The sequence below is a fragment of the Gaetbulibacter sp. M240 genome (assembly GCF_043876815.1).
Taxonomy (GTDB): Bacteria; Bacteroidota; Bacteroidia; order Flavobacteriales; family Flavobacteriaceae; genus Gaetbulibacter_A.
Genome location: NZ_JBAWKA010000002.1, coordinates 188893 through 206533, shown reverse-complemented (window position 1 = coordinate 206533; position 17641 = coordinate 188893). Strand labels below are relative to the sequence as shown.

Here is a 17641-nt window from a genome sequence, read left to right as displayed (position 1 = left end):
TATGGAAAAGCAAGTAACGCCCAGAGGGGCCTATCCACATACGAAACGCATTGGTGATTTCATTTATGTATCTGGCACCAGTTCCAGACGTCCCGACAACACGATTGCCGGAGTTGATATTATTGATGAAATGGGTACCAAGTACTTGAATATCGAAGTACAAACTACTGAAGTATTAAAAAATATCGATAAACAATTAGCAAAAGAAGGCGCCAGCTTAAAGGATGTAGTTGATGTAACTTCATTCTTAGTTAACATGAATGATTTTGCAGGCTATAATAAAGCTTACGCCAAATTTTTTGATAAAGAAAACGGTCCAACGAGAACGACAGTTGCGGTACATCAATTGCCTCACCCGGATCTCGTAGTAGAAATTAAGGTCGTGGCATATAAAAAATTAGACGATCAACGATAAATAACTTCGGATGCAAACGATTCAAAACTACATTAATGGAACCTTTGAAGACCCATTATCCGGTGATTGGCTGGATAACTATTGTCCGGCGAATGGTGAAGTTTATGGTAAAATACCGAATTCAGATCAAGCGGATGTTGACAAGGCTTATGAAGCTGCTAAAACGGCATTTCCGGAATGGTCTGAAACCACCTTGGACCACCGCAGCAGACTGCTTCTAAAAATTGCCGATTTGATAGAGACTAATTTGCAGCGATTTGCCGAAGCAGAAAGCCAAGACAATGGCAAACCTGTTAATCTAGCTAAAAGCATTGATATTCCTAGAGCAGCCAGTAATTTTAGATTTTTTGCCCATGCCATTACACAGTTTTCAAGCGAAAGCCATGAGAGTGTTGGTTTGAATGCTATTAATTTTACGCTGCGTCAACCTATTGGTGTAGTGGGCTGTATCTCCCCATGGAATTTACCCCTTTATTTATTTACCTGGAAAATTGCTCCCGCTTTGGCAGCAGGAAATTGTGTGATAGCAAAACCGAGTGAAATTACACCGCTTACGGCCTTTTTATTAAGCGAACTCTGTACAGAAGCCGGTTTACCAAAAGGCGTTTTAAATATTGTTCATGGTCTAGGAAAAACAACGGGTCAGGCCATTATTGAACATCCCGGTATTAAAGCGATCTCATTTACCGGAGGTACAACTACAGGTGCTCATATTGCCAGAACCGCAGCTCCCCTTTTTAAAAAATTATCATTAGAATTAGGAGGTAAAAACCCAAACATTATTTTTGCTGATTGTGATTATGATGCGATGCTGGAAACGACACTGCGCTCATCCTTCTCGAACCAGGGACAGATCTGTTTATGTGGAAGCAGGATTTTTGTGGAAACTTCCATTTATGAAAAATTTAAAGCCGATTTTGTTTCAAAAGTGAAGGTCCTAAAAGTGGGACATCCATCAGAATCTGGAACCAATATAGGCGCTTTAGTATCTCAATCTCATTTAGAAAAAGTTATGACCTACATTGAGGAAGCCCCTCAAGAAGGTGGTAAAATTCTTTGTGGCGGCCATGCTGTTTCGGTTAAAGGATTTGAAAACGGTTATTACTTAGAACCTACGGTTATTGAAGTTGCTACAGATACTTGTAAAATAAATCAGGAGGAAGTTTTTGGACCGGTGGTAACAATCATGCCTTTCGAAACTGAAGATCAGGTTCTGGATATGGCTAATAAGGTCAAATACGGCTTGTCGGCTACGCTTTGGACCAATGATTTAAAACGCACCATGCGTTTGAGTAAAAAATTGGAAGCTGGGATTATTTGGGTAAATACATGGATGTTGCGAGATCTGCGTACACCTTTCGGCGGAATGAAGTCCAGTGGCGTAGGTCGCGAGGGCGGTTTTGAGGCTTTACGATTTTTTACCGAAGCTAAAAATATTTGCATTAAATATTAAAATTTAAATTAATTATTTTCAATAAATGATAGAACTAACCAAGGATCTCTATTTTTCATCTGATCCTAAAGCAATGGATGTTGATCTTATTTTTAATTTTATAAAATCTACTTATTGGGGAAATATTAGAACAAAAGAGGAACAAAAAAAAGCCATAGAAAACACACTTAACTTTGGTTTATTTTATAAAAATGAACAAGTAGCATTCGCCAGAGTGATGACAGACAAGGTTTTTTTCGCTTATCTTTTAGATGTCTTTGTAGTGAAAGCACATCAAGGAAAAGGCTGGTCGAAATTACTCATTGAAAACATTTTAAATGACCCCGAATTATTAAAAATAGATAAATGGATGTTAGCCACAAAAGATACGCATACGTTGTATGAAAAATTTGGATTTAACGTGGTGAAAAGCCCAGAAAAACTGATGGAAAAATTAAGTTCACGCGCAAAAAAAATATACGAATAAAATGGATCTAAAAATAAACAATAAGAACGCTCTGGTTTGCGGAAGCACTCAGGGTATTGGAAAAGCAACGGCTATAGCGCTAGCCAATGAAGGTGTTAATGTTACGTTGGTTGCCAGAGACCGGGAGAAATTAAAAGCGGTTTTAGCTGAACTTCCGCAGCAGCGAAAACACAATTATATTGTGGCCGACTTTTCGAACCCCAGAGATCTGCAGGAGCAGGTTATTAAATTTATTGAAAAAGAACATGGGTTTCATATTTTAATAAACAACACCGGAGGTCCCAGAAGTGGCGAAATTTTAACAGCTAGTCTGGATGAATTTGAAAAGGCATTCATTATGCATTTAAAGTGCAATCATGTTCTAGCTCAAGCCACTATTCCTTTTATGAAAGAAGCGGGCTTCGGGCGTATTGTTAATGTGATCTCCACCTCAGTAAAAGAGCCAATCCCAGGACTTGGTGTAAGTAATACCATCCGCGGTGCTGTAGGAAACTGGAGTAAAACATTAGCCGGTGAAGTTGCGGAATTTGGTATAACCGTAAATAATGTGTTACCGGGTTTTACGGAAACGGAACGCTTATCAGAAATCATAAAAATAAAAGCTACCAAATCTGAAACTAACTTCGAGGATATGGCTGAAGAAATGAAACATTACACCCCAGCCAAACGTTTTGCACAACCGGAAGAGTTGGCAAATGTGATCACCTTTTTGGCCAGTGAGGCTGCGAGCTACGTAAACGGAATAAATGTTCCGGTAGATGGTGGACGTACAAAGAGTTTATAAAACCATCGCAACAACCAAACTAAATTAAAAGCACCATGAAACAATTATTATACTTGTTCTTTTTCTGTGTGAGTGTCTTGCTGAACGCACAAGATAATACAGGATGGATAATTAAGAGTGGCAAAGTACCTAATTACACCGGCATCGTTACAGCAAACGGGCGCATCGGGATCTTACCAGAGGATAAACCCTTTAGGACCAAAAGCATTATTTTGAATAATGTTTATGAAAAAGCTTCAGAACTCGGTGTAAGTCAGATTGTTTCCGGGATGAACTTTGCAAATCTGGATATAGAGGTTGATGGAGAAAAAATCACCGAAGGCAATGTGAGTGAATGGCACCAGAGTTTGAATATGAAAACAGCGTCTTTTGAGACCTCTTTCAATTTTAAGGACAAGGTAAAAGTAGTATATACTCTTTATGCTCTGCGGAATGTACCCTACGCGGGTTACATCGATGTTAGTGTTACCGCTTTACAAAATGTGAATCTAAAAGTAACCGGGAAGATAGAAACTCCAGAGGATTTTATTGAACCCTTAAGTACGTTTCGAATCTTGAAAGATAATGAAACGACCATGCCTATTTTACAAACTGTAGCCAAGACCCGTTTTGGTTCAAAAACTGTGGGTACGTCTGGGACTTTTATCTGGCATGGAATAAACTCGACCCGGGAAGAGCAACGCCCGGAATTACACCACAATTTAGTAAGTGATTACGATAATGAATTGTGGTTTTCTAAAACTCTTAAAAAAGGTAACGTTTACGAATTTGCATGGACGGGAAGTGAGTGTACTTCTCAGGATTTTAATGACCCCCAATCGGAATCGGAGCGGTTTGTGATCTTTAATTTATTAACGCAGAAAGCTGATTTACTTCAAGCCCATAGAGAACTTTGGGAACAGCTTTGGCAGGGTGATATTGAAATAGAAGGCGATATGCAATCGCAGTTGGATGTGCGTTTGGCATTATACCATTTATACGCCTTTTCCAGAGGAGATTCGGATCTGAGTATCGCACCTATGGGACTCTCTTCTCAAAATTATAATGGCCATATTTTTTGGGACACTGAATTATGGATGTTCCCTCCCCTACTTTTATTTAATGAACCCATTGCAAAGTCACTTGTAAATTACAGGTCGGATCGCCTGAGTAAGGCCAAGCAAAAAGCTGTTAATTTTGGTTTTAAAGGTGCTATGTATCCTTGGGAAAGTGATGATACCGGAGAAGAAGCGACACCAGCCTGGGCCTTAACCGGAACGTTTGAACATCATATTACCGCTGATATTGCCATTGCCTTTTGGAATTATTACAGGGTGACTCAGGATCTGGGTTGGTTAAAAACCAAAGGCTATCCCGTAATGAAAGCAGTTGCTGATTATTGGGTAAGTCGGGCTAATAAAAATGATGACGGCTCATACAGTATAAATAATGTTGTGGGGGCCAATGAATTTGCTCCGAACGTGAATGATAATGCGTTCACAAACGGTTCGGCCATTACGGCATTGGAATTCGCGAAAGCAGCAGCTTTAACAGTGGGCGAAAGGCCAAACCCCGACTGGGAAACTGTGGCGAAAAAACTGAAAATTTACAAGTTTCCTGATGGGACAACTATGGAGCATAGTACATACGATGGTGCGATTATAAAACAAGCCGATGTGAATTTACTCGCTTACCCCCTACACATTATAACTGATAAAGAAACTATTGTAAAAGACCTTAAGTATTACGAGCCTAAACTGGCTGAAGAAGGCCCGGCGATGGGACAATCGGTATTTGCTGTTATTTATGCCCGATTGGGTGATACTGAAGAGGCCTTCCGTTTATTTAAACGTAGTTATGAGCCTAATAAGCGTCCACCGTTTGGCGCTTTAGCCGAAGCTGCTACTAGTAATAATCCGTATTTTGCAACTGGTGCCGGCGGCATGCTCCAAGTGGTGTTATTTGGTTTTGGCGGCCTAGATATTACCGATGCCGGTGTGATACAAAAAAACCCGATACTTCCTAGGGAATGGAAAAAATTGACGCTAAAAGGTATTGGCCCGGAACGGAAAACTTTTGTGATTGAGTAAAAGTGATTTTGATTTCGGATTAGCGTTGAAAAGTTCGTAACTTTATATACCAGTAATTGCGTGAGGGATTGCAGCGATATCCTTTTTGCCAATAGCAAAAAGATTTAGCGGAAAGCCCGACAGCCACGTTTGAAAACGTGGGTGACACGCCCAAAAAAATTAAAAAGATATGAGTAAGATTGTTTCGCCTTTGAATTTTAAAGCCTGGATTGATGAACACCGCCACCTTTTGAAACCGCCTGTGGGAAATAAAATGGTGTGGCAGGATACCGACTTTATCGTGATGGTGGTTGGCGGGCCCAATAGCCGTAAGGATTATCATTATAACGAAACACCAGAATTTTTCTACCAGATAGAAGGTGATATTGTCCTTAAAATTATTGATAATGGCACGCCTAAAGATATTCATATAAAGGAGGGGGATATTTTTTATTTGCCTCCAAAAGTACCTCATTCGCCGCAACGTGGTGCCAATACTGTTGGGTTGGTAATCGAATATCGACGCTCGGAAGGCATGGAAGATGCGCTGTTATGGTTTTGTGAAAAATGCGCAACAAAATTATATGAGGAGGCTTTTACTTTGAAAAATATTGAAACGGATTTACCTAAGATCTTTGATCATTTTTATGGAGATGTTTCCAAACGTACGTGTACAAATTGTGGTTCAGTAATGGAGCCACCGAAAAAAGCATAACTTAAAAATTTGAGTTGTAATTACAGCATATGAAAAGACCTAAACTTAGAATTAATGGGCACTCGCACCTTCTTCCTTATCCTGAGGAAATTCCGGATTACATGCGTGAGAAAGGCATTTTTTGGGTGGATAAGGACCGGAAATTTATGCTTCAAAAAGATTGGAGTCGTCCTGTAACGGATTCTAGTTTCTTTCTTCACGAAAAGCTGGAATGGATGGATCGGTATAATATAGATCATGCTGTTGTACTGAATTTATCGCAATTATATGGAAATGGTCTGCGTGTTGAAGAAATGAAACAAGCTTTGCGCTTTCAAAATGATTTTAATGCCCGAATCCAAGAAGATCACCCCAGTAAATTTACTTGTGGTTTTGTGGTGCATCCTGGATTTGTTCGCAGTGCGTGCTGGGAAATTGAGCGTTGTGTAGAGCAACACGGTATGCAATTATTGTGTTTGCCAACACATTACATGGATACCATTGGAACCTGGCGCTGCATTTTTGATGAAGAAAACGAGCCGATTTTTGAATTAGCCAGCCATTATAATCTAGCCGTAGAAATTCATCCATATGATGGTGAAAAGTTTATTAAGCTGGAAAATACTTCCTGGCGCTTTCATTTAATCTGGATGCTGGCGCAGTGTGCAGATGCCTATCATTTTTTAAGTTTGAATGGCTACCAGGACAAATACCCGAACATGCGCACGTGTTTTGCGCATGGTGGACAACTAGCACAAATAAATTTAGGCCGTCGAATTCAGGGATTTGATGGCAGACCGGATCTGTTTGAAGGGAAGCACCACCCGAGAAAAGCTGTTGGACATAAAAACATCTTTTTCGATACACTGGTTCACGATACCGGATCTTTGGAATTACTTATCAAAAATCAGGGATCCAAACAAGTGCTTATGGGTCTGGATGACCCCTATCCTCTTGGTGAAATGGAAAGTGCAAAACAATCGTCATACCCAGGGAAAATTCTCGATCTAGCTATTGAACAAAAAATCATTACTCCGGAAGAGCAGGATGCTATTTGGGATGATAATGTAATTAGCTGGTTATGTGGCGACGATATTGCGGCCAAAAACAAATTGATTAACCGAATTTTAAGCTAATGCATTTTATTCCTGAAGCTTTAGATGATTATGTGGTGCAGCACTCGGAAAATGAACCTGAACTACTGCAACAACTTACCAGAGAAACCTACCAGAAAATTTTACAACCACGGATGCTTAGTGGCCACTATCAAGGGCGATTATTAAGTATGATCTCAAAACTGGTCCGTCCGAAATGTATTCTGGAGATAGGAACTTACACGGGTTACTCGGCCTTGTGTTTGGCTGAAGGCCTGCAACCGCAAGGTGAATTACACACCATTGATGTGAATGAGGAATTGGTGAAATTCCAAAGAAAATATTTTGACAAATCTGATTATGGGCCTCAGATTCACCAACATTTAGGTGACGCTTTGGAACTTATCCCCGAGATTGGAAAGACCTTTGATCTGGTTTTCATTGATGCTGATAAATCGAATTATGTGAATTATTTCCACACGATAATAGATTTGGTAAATCCCGGTGGTATTATTTTATCGGATAATGTCTTATGGAGCGGAAAAGTAATAGAACCGCTGAAAGCTGACGATGTTGACACAAAAGCACTAATAGAATATAATACCTTATTGAAAAAAGATCCCAGATTGGAAACGGTATTATTGCCTATTCGCGATGGATTGACCTTAAGCCGAAAACTTTTACATTAAGATACCCGAAGTGCGTTTAGCTCATTAGCCTTACATTCTTTTATTTTGGTTTCAATCATTTGAAAAAACTCGATGTTATCGAATGGTTTTGTTAGAATACCACTAAAACCAATTTCGCTGTAGTTTTCACGCACATAATCAATATCGGCTGCTGTAAGGGCTATAATAGGAATGTTAGGATTGAATTCTCGAATTAATTCCGTGGCTTCTACACCGTCCATTACAGGCATGTTTATGTCCATTAAGATTAAATCTAATGATTTATTTTTAGCATACTCAACAGCTTCAGAACCATTTTCTACCACGTGGCAACTGTAATTTTGAAGCCTCAGCAAGTTCTTGGTAACGACCTGATTTATTTTATTATCCTCTGCTATCAGAATATTAAATTTCTTATTGATAGCAACAATCTTACCGCTGTTTTTTTCTTTCTCAATGGCCAGCTGTTTTTCGTTATCTATATCGAAAGTGACGTTGAAACTGAATTTGGCACCTTGGCCTTCCTCACTTTCTAATTCGATCTGGCTACCAAATAATTCTACGATCTTTTTTGAAATAGATAATCCCAGACCCGTTCCTTGATAATTGATATTAATATTACGCTCCAACTGGGAGAAATTTTCAAAAATAGATTCGAATTTATCTTTTGGAATACCTAGACCATTATCTTCTACCTCAAATCGTAAATGTGCTTTATTATTATTTAGATTTATAGTTTTTATACGGACATTGATGGTACCGCTTTCAGTAAATTTGATACTATTCCCTATTAAATTCAGCAACACCTGAGACAACCTTATACTGTCACACTTTATGAACATAGGAACATCATCATCAATACTAACTTCAATTTTGTTATTAGTTTCCTGTAGGCGATAACTAAATGAACTAATATTGTTTTTTATTAGCTCTCTGATATTAATGGTTGTTAGCTTTAATTCTAAATTCTCTGATTCAACTTTTGAGAATTGAAGCACTTCATTTACTAGATTTAGTAAATAATCCCCTGAAAACTTGAGGGAAGAAAGCAACTTATTGTCGCTAGAATTTAGATTGTTATTTTCTAATAACAATGAGGTTATACCCACCACCCCGTAAAGCGGTGTGCGCAATTCGTGGGTTACATTTGAAATAAATTTCGATTTAAGTTCCGAGGATTTCACCGCCTCTAATCGGGCTGTTTCCAACTCTTTATTCTGGTTGGCCAAAAATGATGTTAGACGTCGGTTTGAAACATAACTTCTATAGAGAATCAAAGTACAAATTACTAGTAAGATCATCGCAAACACAATAATAAGGTTGATGGTTTTCATATTATTTGCCTTTTGAATCTGATATAATTCTTTAGTTTTGGCAGTTACAAACCTGTTTTTGTAATCTTCGACGGATAATCTGGATAAATTTATAGCCTCATTGTTGGCCTTTATCTCTACGGCCATCTTTTCTGTATATTCGTTATGTTTTAACAGCGCTTTATAGGCTTCACCTTTATTATCAGACTCGGAATAACTAAAGGATAATTGTTTATAGATATTTTTATAAACTGTGTTAATTTCAAGATTTTCAACCTTAACCCCAGATTTCAAATAACTAACAGCAACATTAAACTTTTCAATGGCACTATTATGAAATCCTTGTTTTTGATAATAAATACCATATAGGTAATTAATAAAACCTTTATAATACATAGATCGGGAGTCCCGTTCTCTAATAAGTAATTTCTCTAAACTAACCAGATTAATAACAGCTTTCTGCTCGTCATCCACTTTAAGGTAAAGTTCACAAAGTTTTGTTCGAATATCAAGGGCCGTGATATTACATTCTGATTGGTCATATATATTTTCTGAGTAGTTCTCACACTTTGAGATACTGGCTACGGCCTTTTCAAGAAAAATAATAGCCACATCTATAGATTCTGTCTGTGCTTTAATTTCGCCTAAACTAAGATAGGCATGTGCTAAAAGGAATTCATTATTAATCTTTGTAGCCTGTGCCAGTGTAACACGAAAACTCCTTTCAGCATCATCAAAGGCCTGCATTTTTACAAATATTTTGCCTAAGTTATAGCTTGCTATGGCTTGGCCATAATGATCACCAATGGAATCGGATAATTTTTTACTGAGATTGAAAATTTTGAAAGATTCAACAATTTTATTTTCTTCGAGATATTGTTGAGCGCTTGAATTGATACTATCTATTTTATTGATAATATCTCTTTCGTTCTGAGCATAGGAGGAAATAAAACATGCGAGGGCACATACCAGGAGGTTAAGTTTCATGAGTATACAATGTTAGATTTGGGCACTTAAAATTAATTTTTTTCCTACGAATATGAATTAATTTTTCGTTCAAAAACAAAAAACACATGACCAATGGACGGAGGGAAAAAATAGTAGAGGGTGTTTGTAATCAGTAAATTACAATTTTCTTTTGATAGAGCCGGTAAAATCTTCGACCTCATCTTTTACTTTGTTGAGCTCCTTTTTAACATCCTCAGAAATACTTGTATCAATTCCATTTCTTTCAGCTGTTTTCGTAATCTCTTTTTTGATGTCGTTAGTAGCATCTTTTAAAACACGCATACCTTTCCCCAAACCTCGAGCGATTTCGGGTAACTTATCGGCGCCAAAAACCATAATAGCTATGAAGAGAATAAAAGCTATTTCGGCACCACTAATAAACAAGTAAATAATATCTGTTATCACAATACAAATATATGGAGATGTTTTGTAAATAAATTAAAAAGCCACCAAGATTTAATTCTTGATGTATAAAAAAAGCCAACTTTTAGTTGGCTTTTTCTAACGCTTTATTTATGCTTTTATTTTTTCTTTAAACTTATCAAATTTACTTGATTCTGTTGATCGAGGCCAAGCATTATTTTCAGTATTTACGTCCGCAGTTTCAGCATCCGGATCGATCTCAAAACTTTTAATGGCTTTTTGTGTTTTCAAAACCTTAGATACTTCTTTATCATTATATCTCCAAATCTGAGCCGGATATGTAAATCGCTCTTTAGTATCATCTTCATATGTTACCTGCAAAATAATTGGCATTATCAGACCTCCCGGTTTTTCGAAGTTAACCTGGTAAAAGTGCTTAGGTGCCTCAACCAAATGCTCTTTTTCTTTTTGCGACAATCCTGATAGATAATCGTTCAGAGCTGAAAACTCATTGACTTGCTTTTCTCCCTTTTTATTTTCACCATCCTGGGCTTTTGCATAATAGATAAATTTTTCCTTGTCAATCTTAATATTGTAACGTTTGGATATACTCTCTAGTCGTTCATTTGCTTGCGCCGTAGGCTTGTCTGTTAAGTAATACTCATCAACCGATTTGATTCCTATGTCATTAACATCAGTAGTATAGAACCAACCACGCCAGAACCAATCTAGATCCATAGCCGAAGCATCTTCCATAGTTCTAAAGAAATCAGCAGGTGTAGGATGTTTGAACATCCAGCGCTGAGAATAAGTCCTGAAGGCATAATCAAATAACTCAGGTCCCATGATCGTTTGACGCAACAAATAAAGACCGGCAGCTGGTTTTGTATAAGCATTAGGACCAAATTGATGTACATAATCGCCTTGAGACATTATTGGAGACAAATAACTTTGATCACCACTCATGTAAGGCACGATATCTTTTGGTAAATTCCCTGTAATAAAATTAGGATCGAAGTCAAGTTCTGCCAAAGTTTCTACAAAGGAATTAATACCTTCATCCATCCAGGTCCACTGGCGCTCATCACTATTTACGATCATTGGGAAAAAGTTATGTCCGACTTCGTGTGTTATAACACCGATCATACCACGTTTGGTACGTTCTGAATATGTACCATCAGGATTTGGTCGACCATAATTAAAGCAAATCATTGGATACTCCATACCTTGACGCTCAGAATGAACCGAAACGGCTTTATTGTATGGATAATCAAATGTTAATTTTGAATATTCTTCCAGTGTATTTGCCACCACACGCGTTGAGAATTCTTCCCATAATGGATTCCCTTCTTTTGGATAAAGAGAAACAGCCATTACTGTTCGTCCATTAATATCTACAGCCATTTCATCCCAGATATATTTTCTTGAGGATGCAAAAGCAAAATCTCTTACATTCTCGGCTTTAAAGTGCCAAGTCTTATTTTCTGTACTTCGACCTTTTTCATTCGTTTCTGCTTCTTCTTGAGTGACAATAAAAACCGGTTTATCAAAAGATTTTTTAGCTTGCGCAACTCTTTTTTGTTGCTCTTTAGTTAAAACTTCTTTCGGGTTTTGTAATACACCTGTAGCATCCATAATATGATCAGCAGGCACTGTAATACTTACATCAAAATCCCCAAATTCTAGGGCAAACTCACTACGTCCCCAAAATTGCATATTTTGCCATCCTTCCACATTATCATAAACACAAAGTCTTGGGTAAAATTGAGCAATGGTATAATTTTTATTACCATCAGGGAAAGTTTCAAGACCCGATCGGCCACCATCCACATTGATATCGTTGATATTGTACCACCATTTGATTTTAAATTTAAAAACATTACCTGGAGCCAATGGCTCTGGTAAAGTTATCCGCATCATAGTTCGGTTAATCATGTGTTGCAGATCTGAACCATCCTCTGCTTTTACATAGTCTAAATTAAAGCCTCCATCAAAAGCTTGTTCTAGATTATCTTTTGCAAATCCTTGAACCGAACTATATGGGCGGTCAAAGCTTTCACTTTTCGCATCAGGCGTTTTGGAATCTTTCGCCCGCATATTTTGATCAAGTTGCACCCATAGATAAGGTAAAGCATCCTTTGAATTATTATGATATGTGATATTTTCTTCCCCATAAATACGGTCTGTAGCTTCATCTAAACGGATATCCATAACGTAGTCTACCTGTTGCTGGGTATATTTATAACCTGGAGCACCCGAAGCTGTTCTGGTTTCATTGGGTGTGGCTAAAAGGTCTTTCATTTGCCTAAATTTATTTTGGTCTGTATGACCTTGCATTACATTTTGGGCAAATACTCCTGACACCATAAAACATAGTGACAAGCATAGGGAAGGAATTAATCTCATATCAATTTTCTGTTTTTAACTTTAATTTTGAAACGTGCTTGTTTCTAAAAGGTTCGAAATTAAGAAAATTAAGAGGTTGTTTGAGTATTTTAATTAAAATTTAACACCTTTTTGTGTGAATTTACGTCTAGAATGAAACTTAACTGCTTTCCATTGATTTTGGTCTTAATAATATTCTTTTGATCCTCGTTGAGGTCGAATAAAACTTTATTCGAAATTTCGAATGTATCAATGTGTGCTATATCAGCAATTTCGAGATAACATTTCATAATATCACCTTCATATTCCTTGCCTAAAAAATTAATTTTCGCTGGCTTCCCGTTAATGTTTATTAAAAACCGTGTATTAAAATAGTCTCGTAAATAGGTGTTTACGATCTCCGGCTCTTGCGGTCCTGCAATTACAAGCGTATCATCGAAATTTGCTTGAAGCACATTTTCAATGTCATCTACAAAAAGTCGGGATATTATTTGTACGGCTCTTTCTTGAGGCACAAAATCTACCTGAGTCACACTCACATAGTATTTATGGAATACTGTAAAGGAACTTAAGGACAAAACCAAACCCACTAAGGCCACTTTGAAAAGGTTCATAGAATTTATTTTAGGTAAAAATACTCGTTTTTTAAAGTTCAAAAAGTGTTCCAAAGTTTTAATCGGGTTTTTCATTTAAATTCTTTTTATACTGTACCAACTTTTCTTTCAAAAATTCTAACAATTCAATATCATTTTTTTGGTTACAGCGCTCCATAAATTTAGGATCGGACTCACAGAAATAGAGGAATTCGGTTCGTAAATCCATTTCCAAAGGGAAAAATTTAAAAAAATCCGGAGCTAAAGTTGTTTTTATGCGATGTAACAAATCGTCTTTAGCCTCGTGCAAAACACGAGCTTTTAGCATTTTTGTTCTACCGGAAATGGCATTTATAATCGGCGTAAATTGCATGGCAGCACCTAAACCAAAACCATTACTAGAACCAGAGGTGAAGCTTGAGGCTTCACTCAATCTTCGTTCACTTTGTGTTGCTATTTTTCCTGTATAACCCGGAATACCCACATCGTAAAAGTTTATAGGCTCCTTCCCTTCAACCTGCTTAATATCATCTCCTAATTTACCTGATAAAATTTTACCCAGAACCACTTCATTCAGTTCGTTCACCGCATCAACAAGTTGTACTTCACAAATTTTACTCGTTAACATCTGATTATTAACTGTAATTTGCAGCGGTTTGTATACTAACGAACTAAATACGAGCGTATCATAAAGTTGTACTTGAATGCTAAACCTTCCCTGAGCATCTGTAATTGTGTTTACTTTACCGGTAATGTTCAAGACATTAATGTTCTCCAAGTCACTTCCAGCCTTTATGCGACCTTGAAGAATCACAGACTGAGACCTCACCACATTTGCAGAAACCAAACAGCAGAAGAATACAAAAAGTTTCAAATAGATTGAATTTAAAAATCTAAAGAACGTATAAAAAGTTCAAAATTAATCTTTAAGGAATTTTAATCTTTTGTTAAATAAAACCTTATAGAAATTCTATTGCTCTAAAAAGGATTTGCTTTTTTGGGTGAGTTGTTCCAGAAAAGGCATTTCGTTACCATATTGAAGCAATGAAGGATCAAAATTTTCATCCTGGACGTACTTAATAAAATCTTCCACTTGATCTTCTGGAATATTGAAATTATCTGTTAGGAATTGTGCGCTAAAATAATATTTATAAGAATCGATGGGCACTTCGGGTACCCTTCCTTCCTTTTTATTTACATTTTTGGAACGAAATAAGGGAAGTAATAATTGATCCACAATATTCACAACATTTAAACCATTTACCAACCTTGTACGCTCTTCGTTAATGGCTATATTTCGAACTTCGGACTTATTATCTTCTTCAAATTCAAAATCACCCATATTGGCTAAGGCAAAATACAGAGCATCCATTCTGGGTTTAAAGGGTGCTGATCTATCCATATCCTCTTGAAGCGTTCCGGTTAGTTTAGTAGGTAAAAGGACAACCGGATCCAATTGATTAATATCATCAATAAGAAAGATCTTCATGGATCTAGACTCCATAATATCTTCATTTACGCGAAAACTTATATTCTGAAATTGAAGTGCACTAACTTCTATACGATCGTTAAGTCTAACTGCTAAAGTGAACATACCATCTTCATCCGTAATAGTCCCTTTATTTGATGTCGCATTGAAAATCGTTATACCCGAAATATCATCGCTTTCAACAATAATCTTACCACTTACCTCTACGCGATTAAAATCTTGAGAATATCCCAATAAACCAATTGCTAAAACGAAGAGAAGTGTTATTTTTTTCATGTTCAATTTTTATTAAAGTTAGCATTTATTCCTAAGTTTTTCATTAAAATTCGTTTGAAATTTCCTTAAATAGTATCTTTAAACTCTAAAAAAAATCACATTTTATCATGAAGCAAATGATCATCGCAAGTACTTCCACCGTTCATGGGAGCGGCTATCTCGAGTATATAATAAATGAGCTCGAGCATTTCTTTAAAAATACCGATGAAATTCTATTTATACCTTATGCACGACCGGGCGGTATTTCTCATGATGAATACACCGCTAATGCACATCAGGCTTTTTCAAAAATCAATAAATCAGTTCGTGGTTTACATACTTTTGATGACCCCAAAAAGGCCATACAAAACGCGAAGGGTATTTTTACGGGAGGTGGTAACACTTTTGTGCTATTAAACCAGATTTATAAAAATGATATTATTGATGCTTTAAAATCTGCGGTGAACTCTGGAACGCCCTATTTAGGAACTAGTGCCGGCAGTAATATTTGTGGATTGTCCATAAAAACAACCAATGACATGCCTATAGTATATCCACCAGGTTTTAATGCCTTAGGGTTAGTTCCTTTTAATATTAATCCGCATTATTTAGATCCCGACACTAATAGTACCCATATGGGGGAAACCAGAGAAACCAGAATTAAGGAGTTTCACAAGTATAATACACCTCCAGTAATCGGGCTACGAGAAGGGAGTTGGCTATCGGTAAGTGATTCATCGATTGTTTTGAAGGGACCTTTATCAGCGCGTATTTTTGAACATCATAAAACGCCCTATGAGTTAGATTCCGGAAGCGAATTAAATCAATTAAATTAAAAAACCTTACCCCGGAAGGATAAGGTTTTTGAGCGGGAGACCGGGTTCGAACCGGCGACATTCAGCTTGGAAGGCTGACGCTCTACCAACTGAGCTACTCCCGCGACGGATGCAAAGATAAATTCATTTTAAATTAAATCAAGAAAATTTTAAAGCTTTTTTAAAAAATGATAGCCCAAAATAGCATAGCCTTCATTGAAATAAAATTTATGCGATTGCGGGTTGTTCACATAGGTATTTAATTCCATGGTTTCATAACCTTTTGACTTAACATAGGATTCAATCCATTTAAAAAATTGCTTCCCAATTTGCTTTCCTCGAAAATCTTCATCAATAAAAACATGGTCGGGTTCTACACTTTTCCCTGAATAATGACGGGTACAAAACCAAAGTCCACAAACACCTATTAATTTCCCATCAGCATAGACCACGGCGCATTCATAATTCTGGTGAATCATTTCATTGAAACGCAACTTTAAAATAGTTTCGGGAATGCTTTTATTATTCAACCGATATACCAAAGGAACGATTAGTTGAATATCTTTTGGATCTAATATTTTAAACTCTAAGGTCATGGATTTCCCATTTTAAAACGAAATTAGGGAATAATTTATTCATAGGATTCAAAAATTTAAGTAAGTTTAGTTCCATATTTAATTTAGGTAAGGTATCAAATGAATCGTGCTAAAACAGACCCTGTCGATTTCGAAATTAAGGAAATTGGCAGTAAAGAAACTTATAGCGTAAGGCATCCTGTGCTTCGAAAAGGACAACCCCTAGCCTCTTGTGCCTTTGATGGGGATGATTTAAAGACGACCATCCATTTAGGGATTTTTGATTCTAAAAAACTTGTAGGAGTGGCAACTTTATTAAAAAACAACAACCCTGATTTTAAGGCTCCTATTCAATACCAGTTACGAGGAATGGCCATATTGGAATCACATCAAAAAAAAGGGCTTGGAAATCAGCTTCTTGCTTATGCGGAGGCTTTATTAGTTTCAAAACAAATTGGTTTTATTTGGTGTAATGCCCGAGAGATTGCTACGAATTTTTACAAAAACAATGGTTTTTCAATAAGTGGAGAACCCTTTGATATTCCAATTATTGGTACACATTTTAAGATGTATAAATGGTTATAATATTTTTGGACACAAAAAAAGCCTTGTTTTAACAAGGCTTTTTGGAGCGACTAACTCAAAATAATTATACTATAATTATTTATTTTTTTGCTAAGGCATGTTTTAGTATTGCTGCAGCATCAATAGCACCATGCAATTTTGCATATTGTAAAGCTGTCAAACGTCTATCTGACTTAGCTTTTAAGTTGGCACCTTTTTCAATTAAGATTTTTAAAATCTCTGTGCGATTGTATTTTGCAGCATACATTATTGGTGTCATACCATTAGATGTTTGGTTAACATCTTCTCCTAATTCTAAAAGTTTTTGAACGGTTTCAATATCGCCAAGAGCAATAGATACACAGAAAGAATTTACTTTAAAGTACTTAGTAGATGTTAAAGGTTCTCCCTTGGTTGTCGTTGCGTTCGCTTGAACTGATACCATGGTAAAGCACATGGCGATAACTGTAAAAATGATTGTTTTTCTCATGATGAAAGAATTTAAGTTTGATTAATGATTACGTTTTTTGATCTATATAAAGAGACGACTTATTTTTGAAACTGTTACATAAAAAATATGCAAATAACACATTTTTAACGTTTGATTCACAAAACGTTAACTTAAAGAACTAAACCCTATAAAAATAAAAATCCCTTTA

The 17641-nt window shown here is 36.7% G+C and carries 18 protein-coding genes and 1 tRNA gene; 10 read left to right on the top strand and 9 right to left on the bottom strand.

The features are described 5' to 3' along the window. The first annotated feature begins 1 nt into the window (after position 1). The 8 genes from V8G61_RS06365 to V8G61_RS06330 all read left to right on the top strand — a co-directional run bounded on the left by V8G61_RS06365 (position 2) and on the right by V8G61_RS06330 (position 7643). The gene (locus tag V8G61_RS06365) at positions 2–415 is read left to right on the top strand and encodes a RidA family protein (RefSeq protein ID WP_394874671.1); all 414 of its coding nucleotides are present in this window, start codon (positions 2–4) and stop codon (positions 413–415) included. A gap of 10 nt (positions 416–425) precedes the next feature. Further along, entirely contained in the window at positions 426–1868 is a 1443-nt protein-coding gene (locus V8G61_RS06360) for an aldehyde dehydrogenase (protein ID WP_394874669.1), read from the top strand. A 25-nt stretch (positions 1869–1893) separates the two neighbouring features. After that, positions 1894–2334, top strand: a complete 441-nt coding sequence (locus V8G61_RS06355) for a GNAT family N-acetyltransferase (protein WP_394874668.1) — start codon at positions 1894–1896, stop codon at positions 2332–2334. A gap of 1 nt (position 2335) precedes the next feature. After that, positions 2336–3118: an SDR family oxidoreductase gene (locus V8G61_RS06350; protein ID WP_394874667.1), complete on the top strand. Its 783-nt coding sequence runs from the start codon at positions 2336–2338 to the stop codon at positions 3116–3118. A gap of 35 nt (positions 3119–3153) precedes the next feature. Beyond that, positions 3154–5187 (top strand): glycosyl hydrolase family 95 catalytic domain-containing protein, encoded by a 2034-nt coding sequence (locus tag V8G61_RS06345; RefSeq protein WP_394874666.1) that lies wholly within the window; start codon positions 3154–3156, stop codon positions 5185–5187. 169 nt (positions 5188–5356) lie between these two features. Beyond that, positions 5357–5881, top strand: a complete 525-nt coding sequence (locus V8G61_RS06340; RefSeq protein ID WP_394874665.1) for a 3-hydroxyanthranilate 3,4-dioxygenase — start codon at positions 5357–5359, stop codon at positions 5879–5881. Between the two features lie 29 nt (positions 5882–5910). After that, on the top strand, positions 5911–6996 hold the full coding sequence (locus tag V8G61_RS06335; RefSeq protein WP_394874664.1) for an amidohydrolase family protein: 1086 nt from the start codon (positions 5911–5913) through the stop codon (positions 6994–6996). Then, positions 6996–7643, top strand: coding sequence for an O-methyltransferase (locus tag V8G61_RS06330; protein ID WP_394874663.1), 648 nt, complete (start codon positions 6996–6998; stop codon positions 7641–7643). The genes V8G61_RS06335 and V8G61_RS06330 overlap by 1 nt, the downstream gene beginning before the upstream one ends. On the opposite strand, the gene V8G61_RS06325 is transcribed toward V8G61_RS06330, so the two are convergent. The 6 genes from V8G61_RS06325 to V8G61_RS06300 form a co-directional block, all read right to left on the bottom strand. Continuing rightward, on the bottom strand, positions 7640–9922 hold the full coding sequence (locus V8G61_RS06325; protein ID WP_394874662.1) for an ATP-binding protein: 2283 nt from the start codon (positions 9920–9922) through the stop codon (positions 7640–7642). The genes V8G61_RS06330 and V8G61_RS06325 overlap by 4 nt on opposite strands. Before the next feature lie 138 nt (positions 9923–10060). Further along, the gene (locus tag V8G61_RS06320) at positions 10061–10348 is read right to left on the bottom strand and encodes a twin-arginine translocase TatA/TatE family subunit (RefSeq protein ID WP_394874661.1); all 288 of its coding nucleotides are present in this window, start codon (positions 10346–10348) and stop codon (positions 10061–10063) included. 108 nt (positions 10349–10456) lie between these two features. Continuing rightward, entirely contained in the window at positions 10457–12712 is a 2256-nt protein-coding gene (locus tag V8G61_RS06315; protein WP_394874660.1) for a M1 family metallopeptidase, read from the bottom strand. An 89-nt stretch (positions 12713–12801) separates the two neighbouring features. Next, positions 12802–13305 (bottom strand): DUF6702 family protein, encoded by a 504-nt coding sequence (locus tag V8G61_RS06310; protein ID WP_394874659.1) that lies wholly within the window; start codon positions 13303–13305, stop codon positions 12802–12804. Between the two features lie 58 nt (positions 13306–13363). Continuing rightward, a complete protein-coding gene (locus V8G61_RS06305; RefSeq protein ID WP_394874658.1) occupies positions 13364–14158 on the bottom strand; it encodes a carboxypeptidase-like regulatory domain-containing protein in 795 nt (264 codons plus the stop codon). Positions 14159–14254: 96 nt separating this feature from the next. Continuing rightward, on the bottom strand, positions 14255–15049 hold the full coding sequence (locus V8G61_RS06300; protein WP_394874657.1) for a carboxypeptidase-like regulatory domain-containing protein: 795 nt from the start codon (positions 15047–15049) through the stop codon (positions 14255–14257). Between the two features lie 107 nt (positions 15050–15156). On the opposite strand from V8G61_RS06300, the gene pepE reads away from it, so the two are divergent. Continuing rightward, a complete protein-coding gene (gene pepE, locus V8G61_RS06295; RefSeq protein ID WP_394874656.1) occupies positions 15157–15864 on the top strand; it encodes a dipeptidase PepE in 708 nt (235 codons plus the stop codon). Positions 15865–15895: 31 nt separating this feature from the next. Here the strand turns inward: pepE and V8G61_RS06290 are convergent. Both V8G61_RS06290 and V8G61_RS06285 read right to left on the bottom strand, forming a co-directional pair. After that, positions 15896–15968: transfer RNA gene (locus V8G61_RS06290), tRNA-Gly, on the bottom strand. Between the two features lie 45 nt (positions 15969–16013). After that, positions 16014–16439, bottom strand: a complete 426-nt coding sequence (locus tag V8G61_RS06285) for a GNAT family N-acetyltransferase (RefSeq protein ID WP_394874655.1) — start codon at positions 16437–16439, stop codon at positions 16014–16016. Between the two features lie 99 nt (positions 16440–16538). Here V8G61_RS06285 and V8G61_RS06280 point away from each other — a divergent pair, with 99 nt between their 5' ends. Then, the gene (locus V8G61_RS06280; RefSeq protein WP_394874654.1) at positions 16539–17003 is read left to right on the top strand and encodes a GNAT family N-acetyltransferase; all 465 of its coding nucleotides are present in this window, start codon (positions 16539–16541) and stop codon (positions 17001–17003) included. A gap of 79 nt (positions 17004–17082) precedes the next feature. On the opposite strand, the gene V8G61_RS06275 is transcribed toward V8G61_RS06280, so the two are convergent. Further along, a complete protein-coding gene (locus V8G61_RS06275; RefSeq protein WP_394874653.1) occupies positions 17083–17472 on the bottom strand; it encodes an ankyrin repeat domain-containing protein in 390 nt (129 codons plus the stop codon). Positions 17473–17641 lie beyond the last annotated feature (169 nt).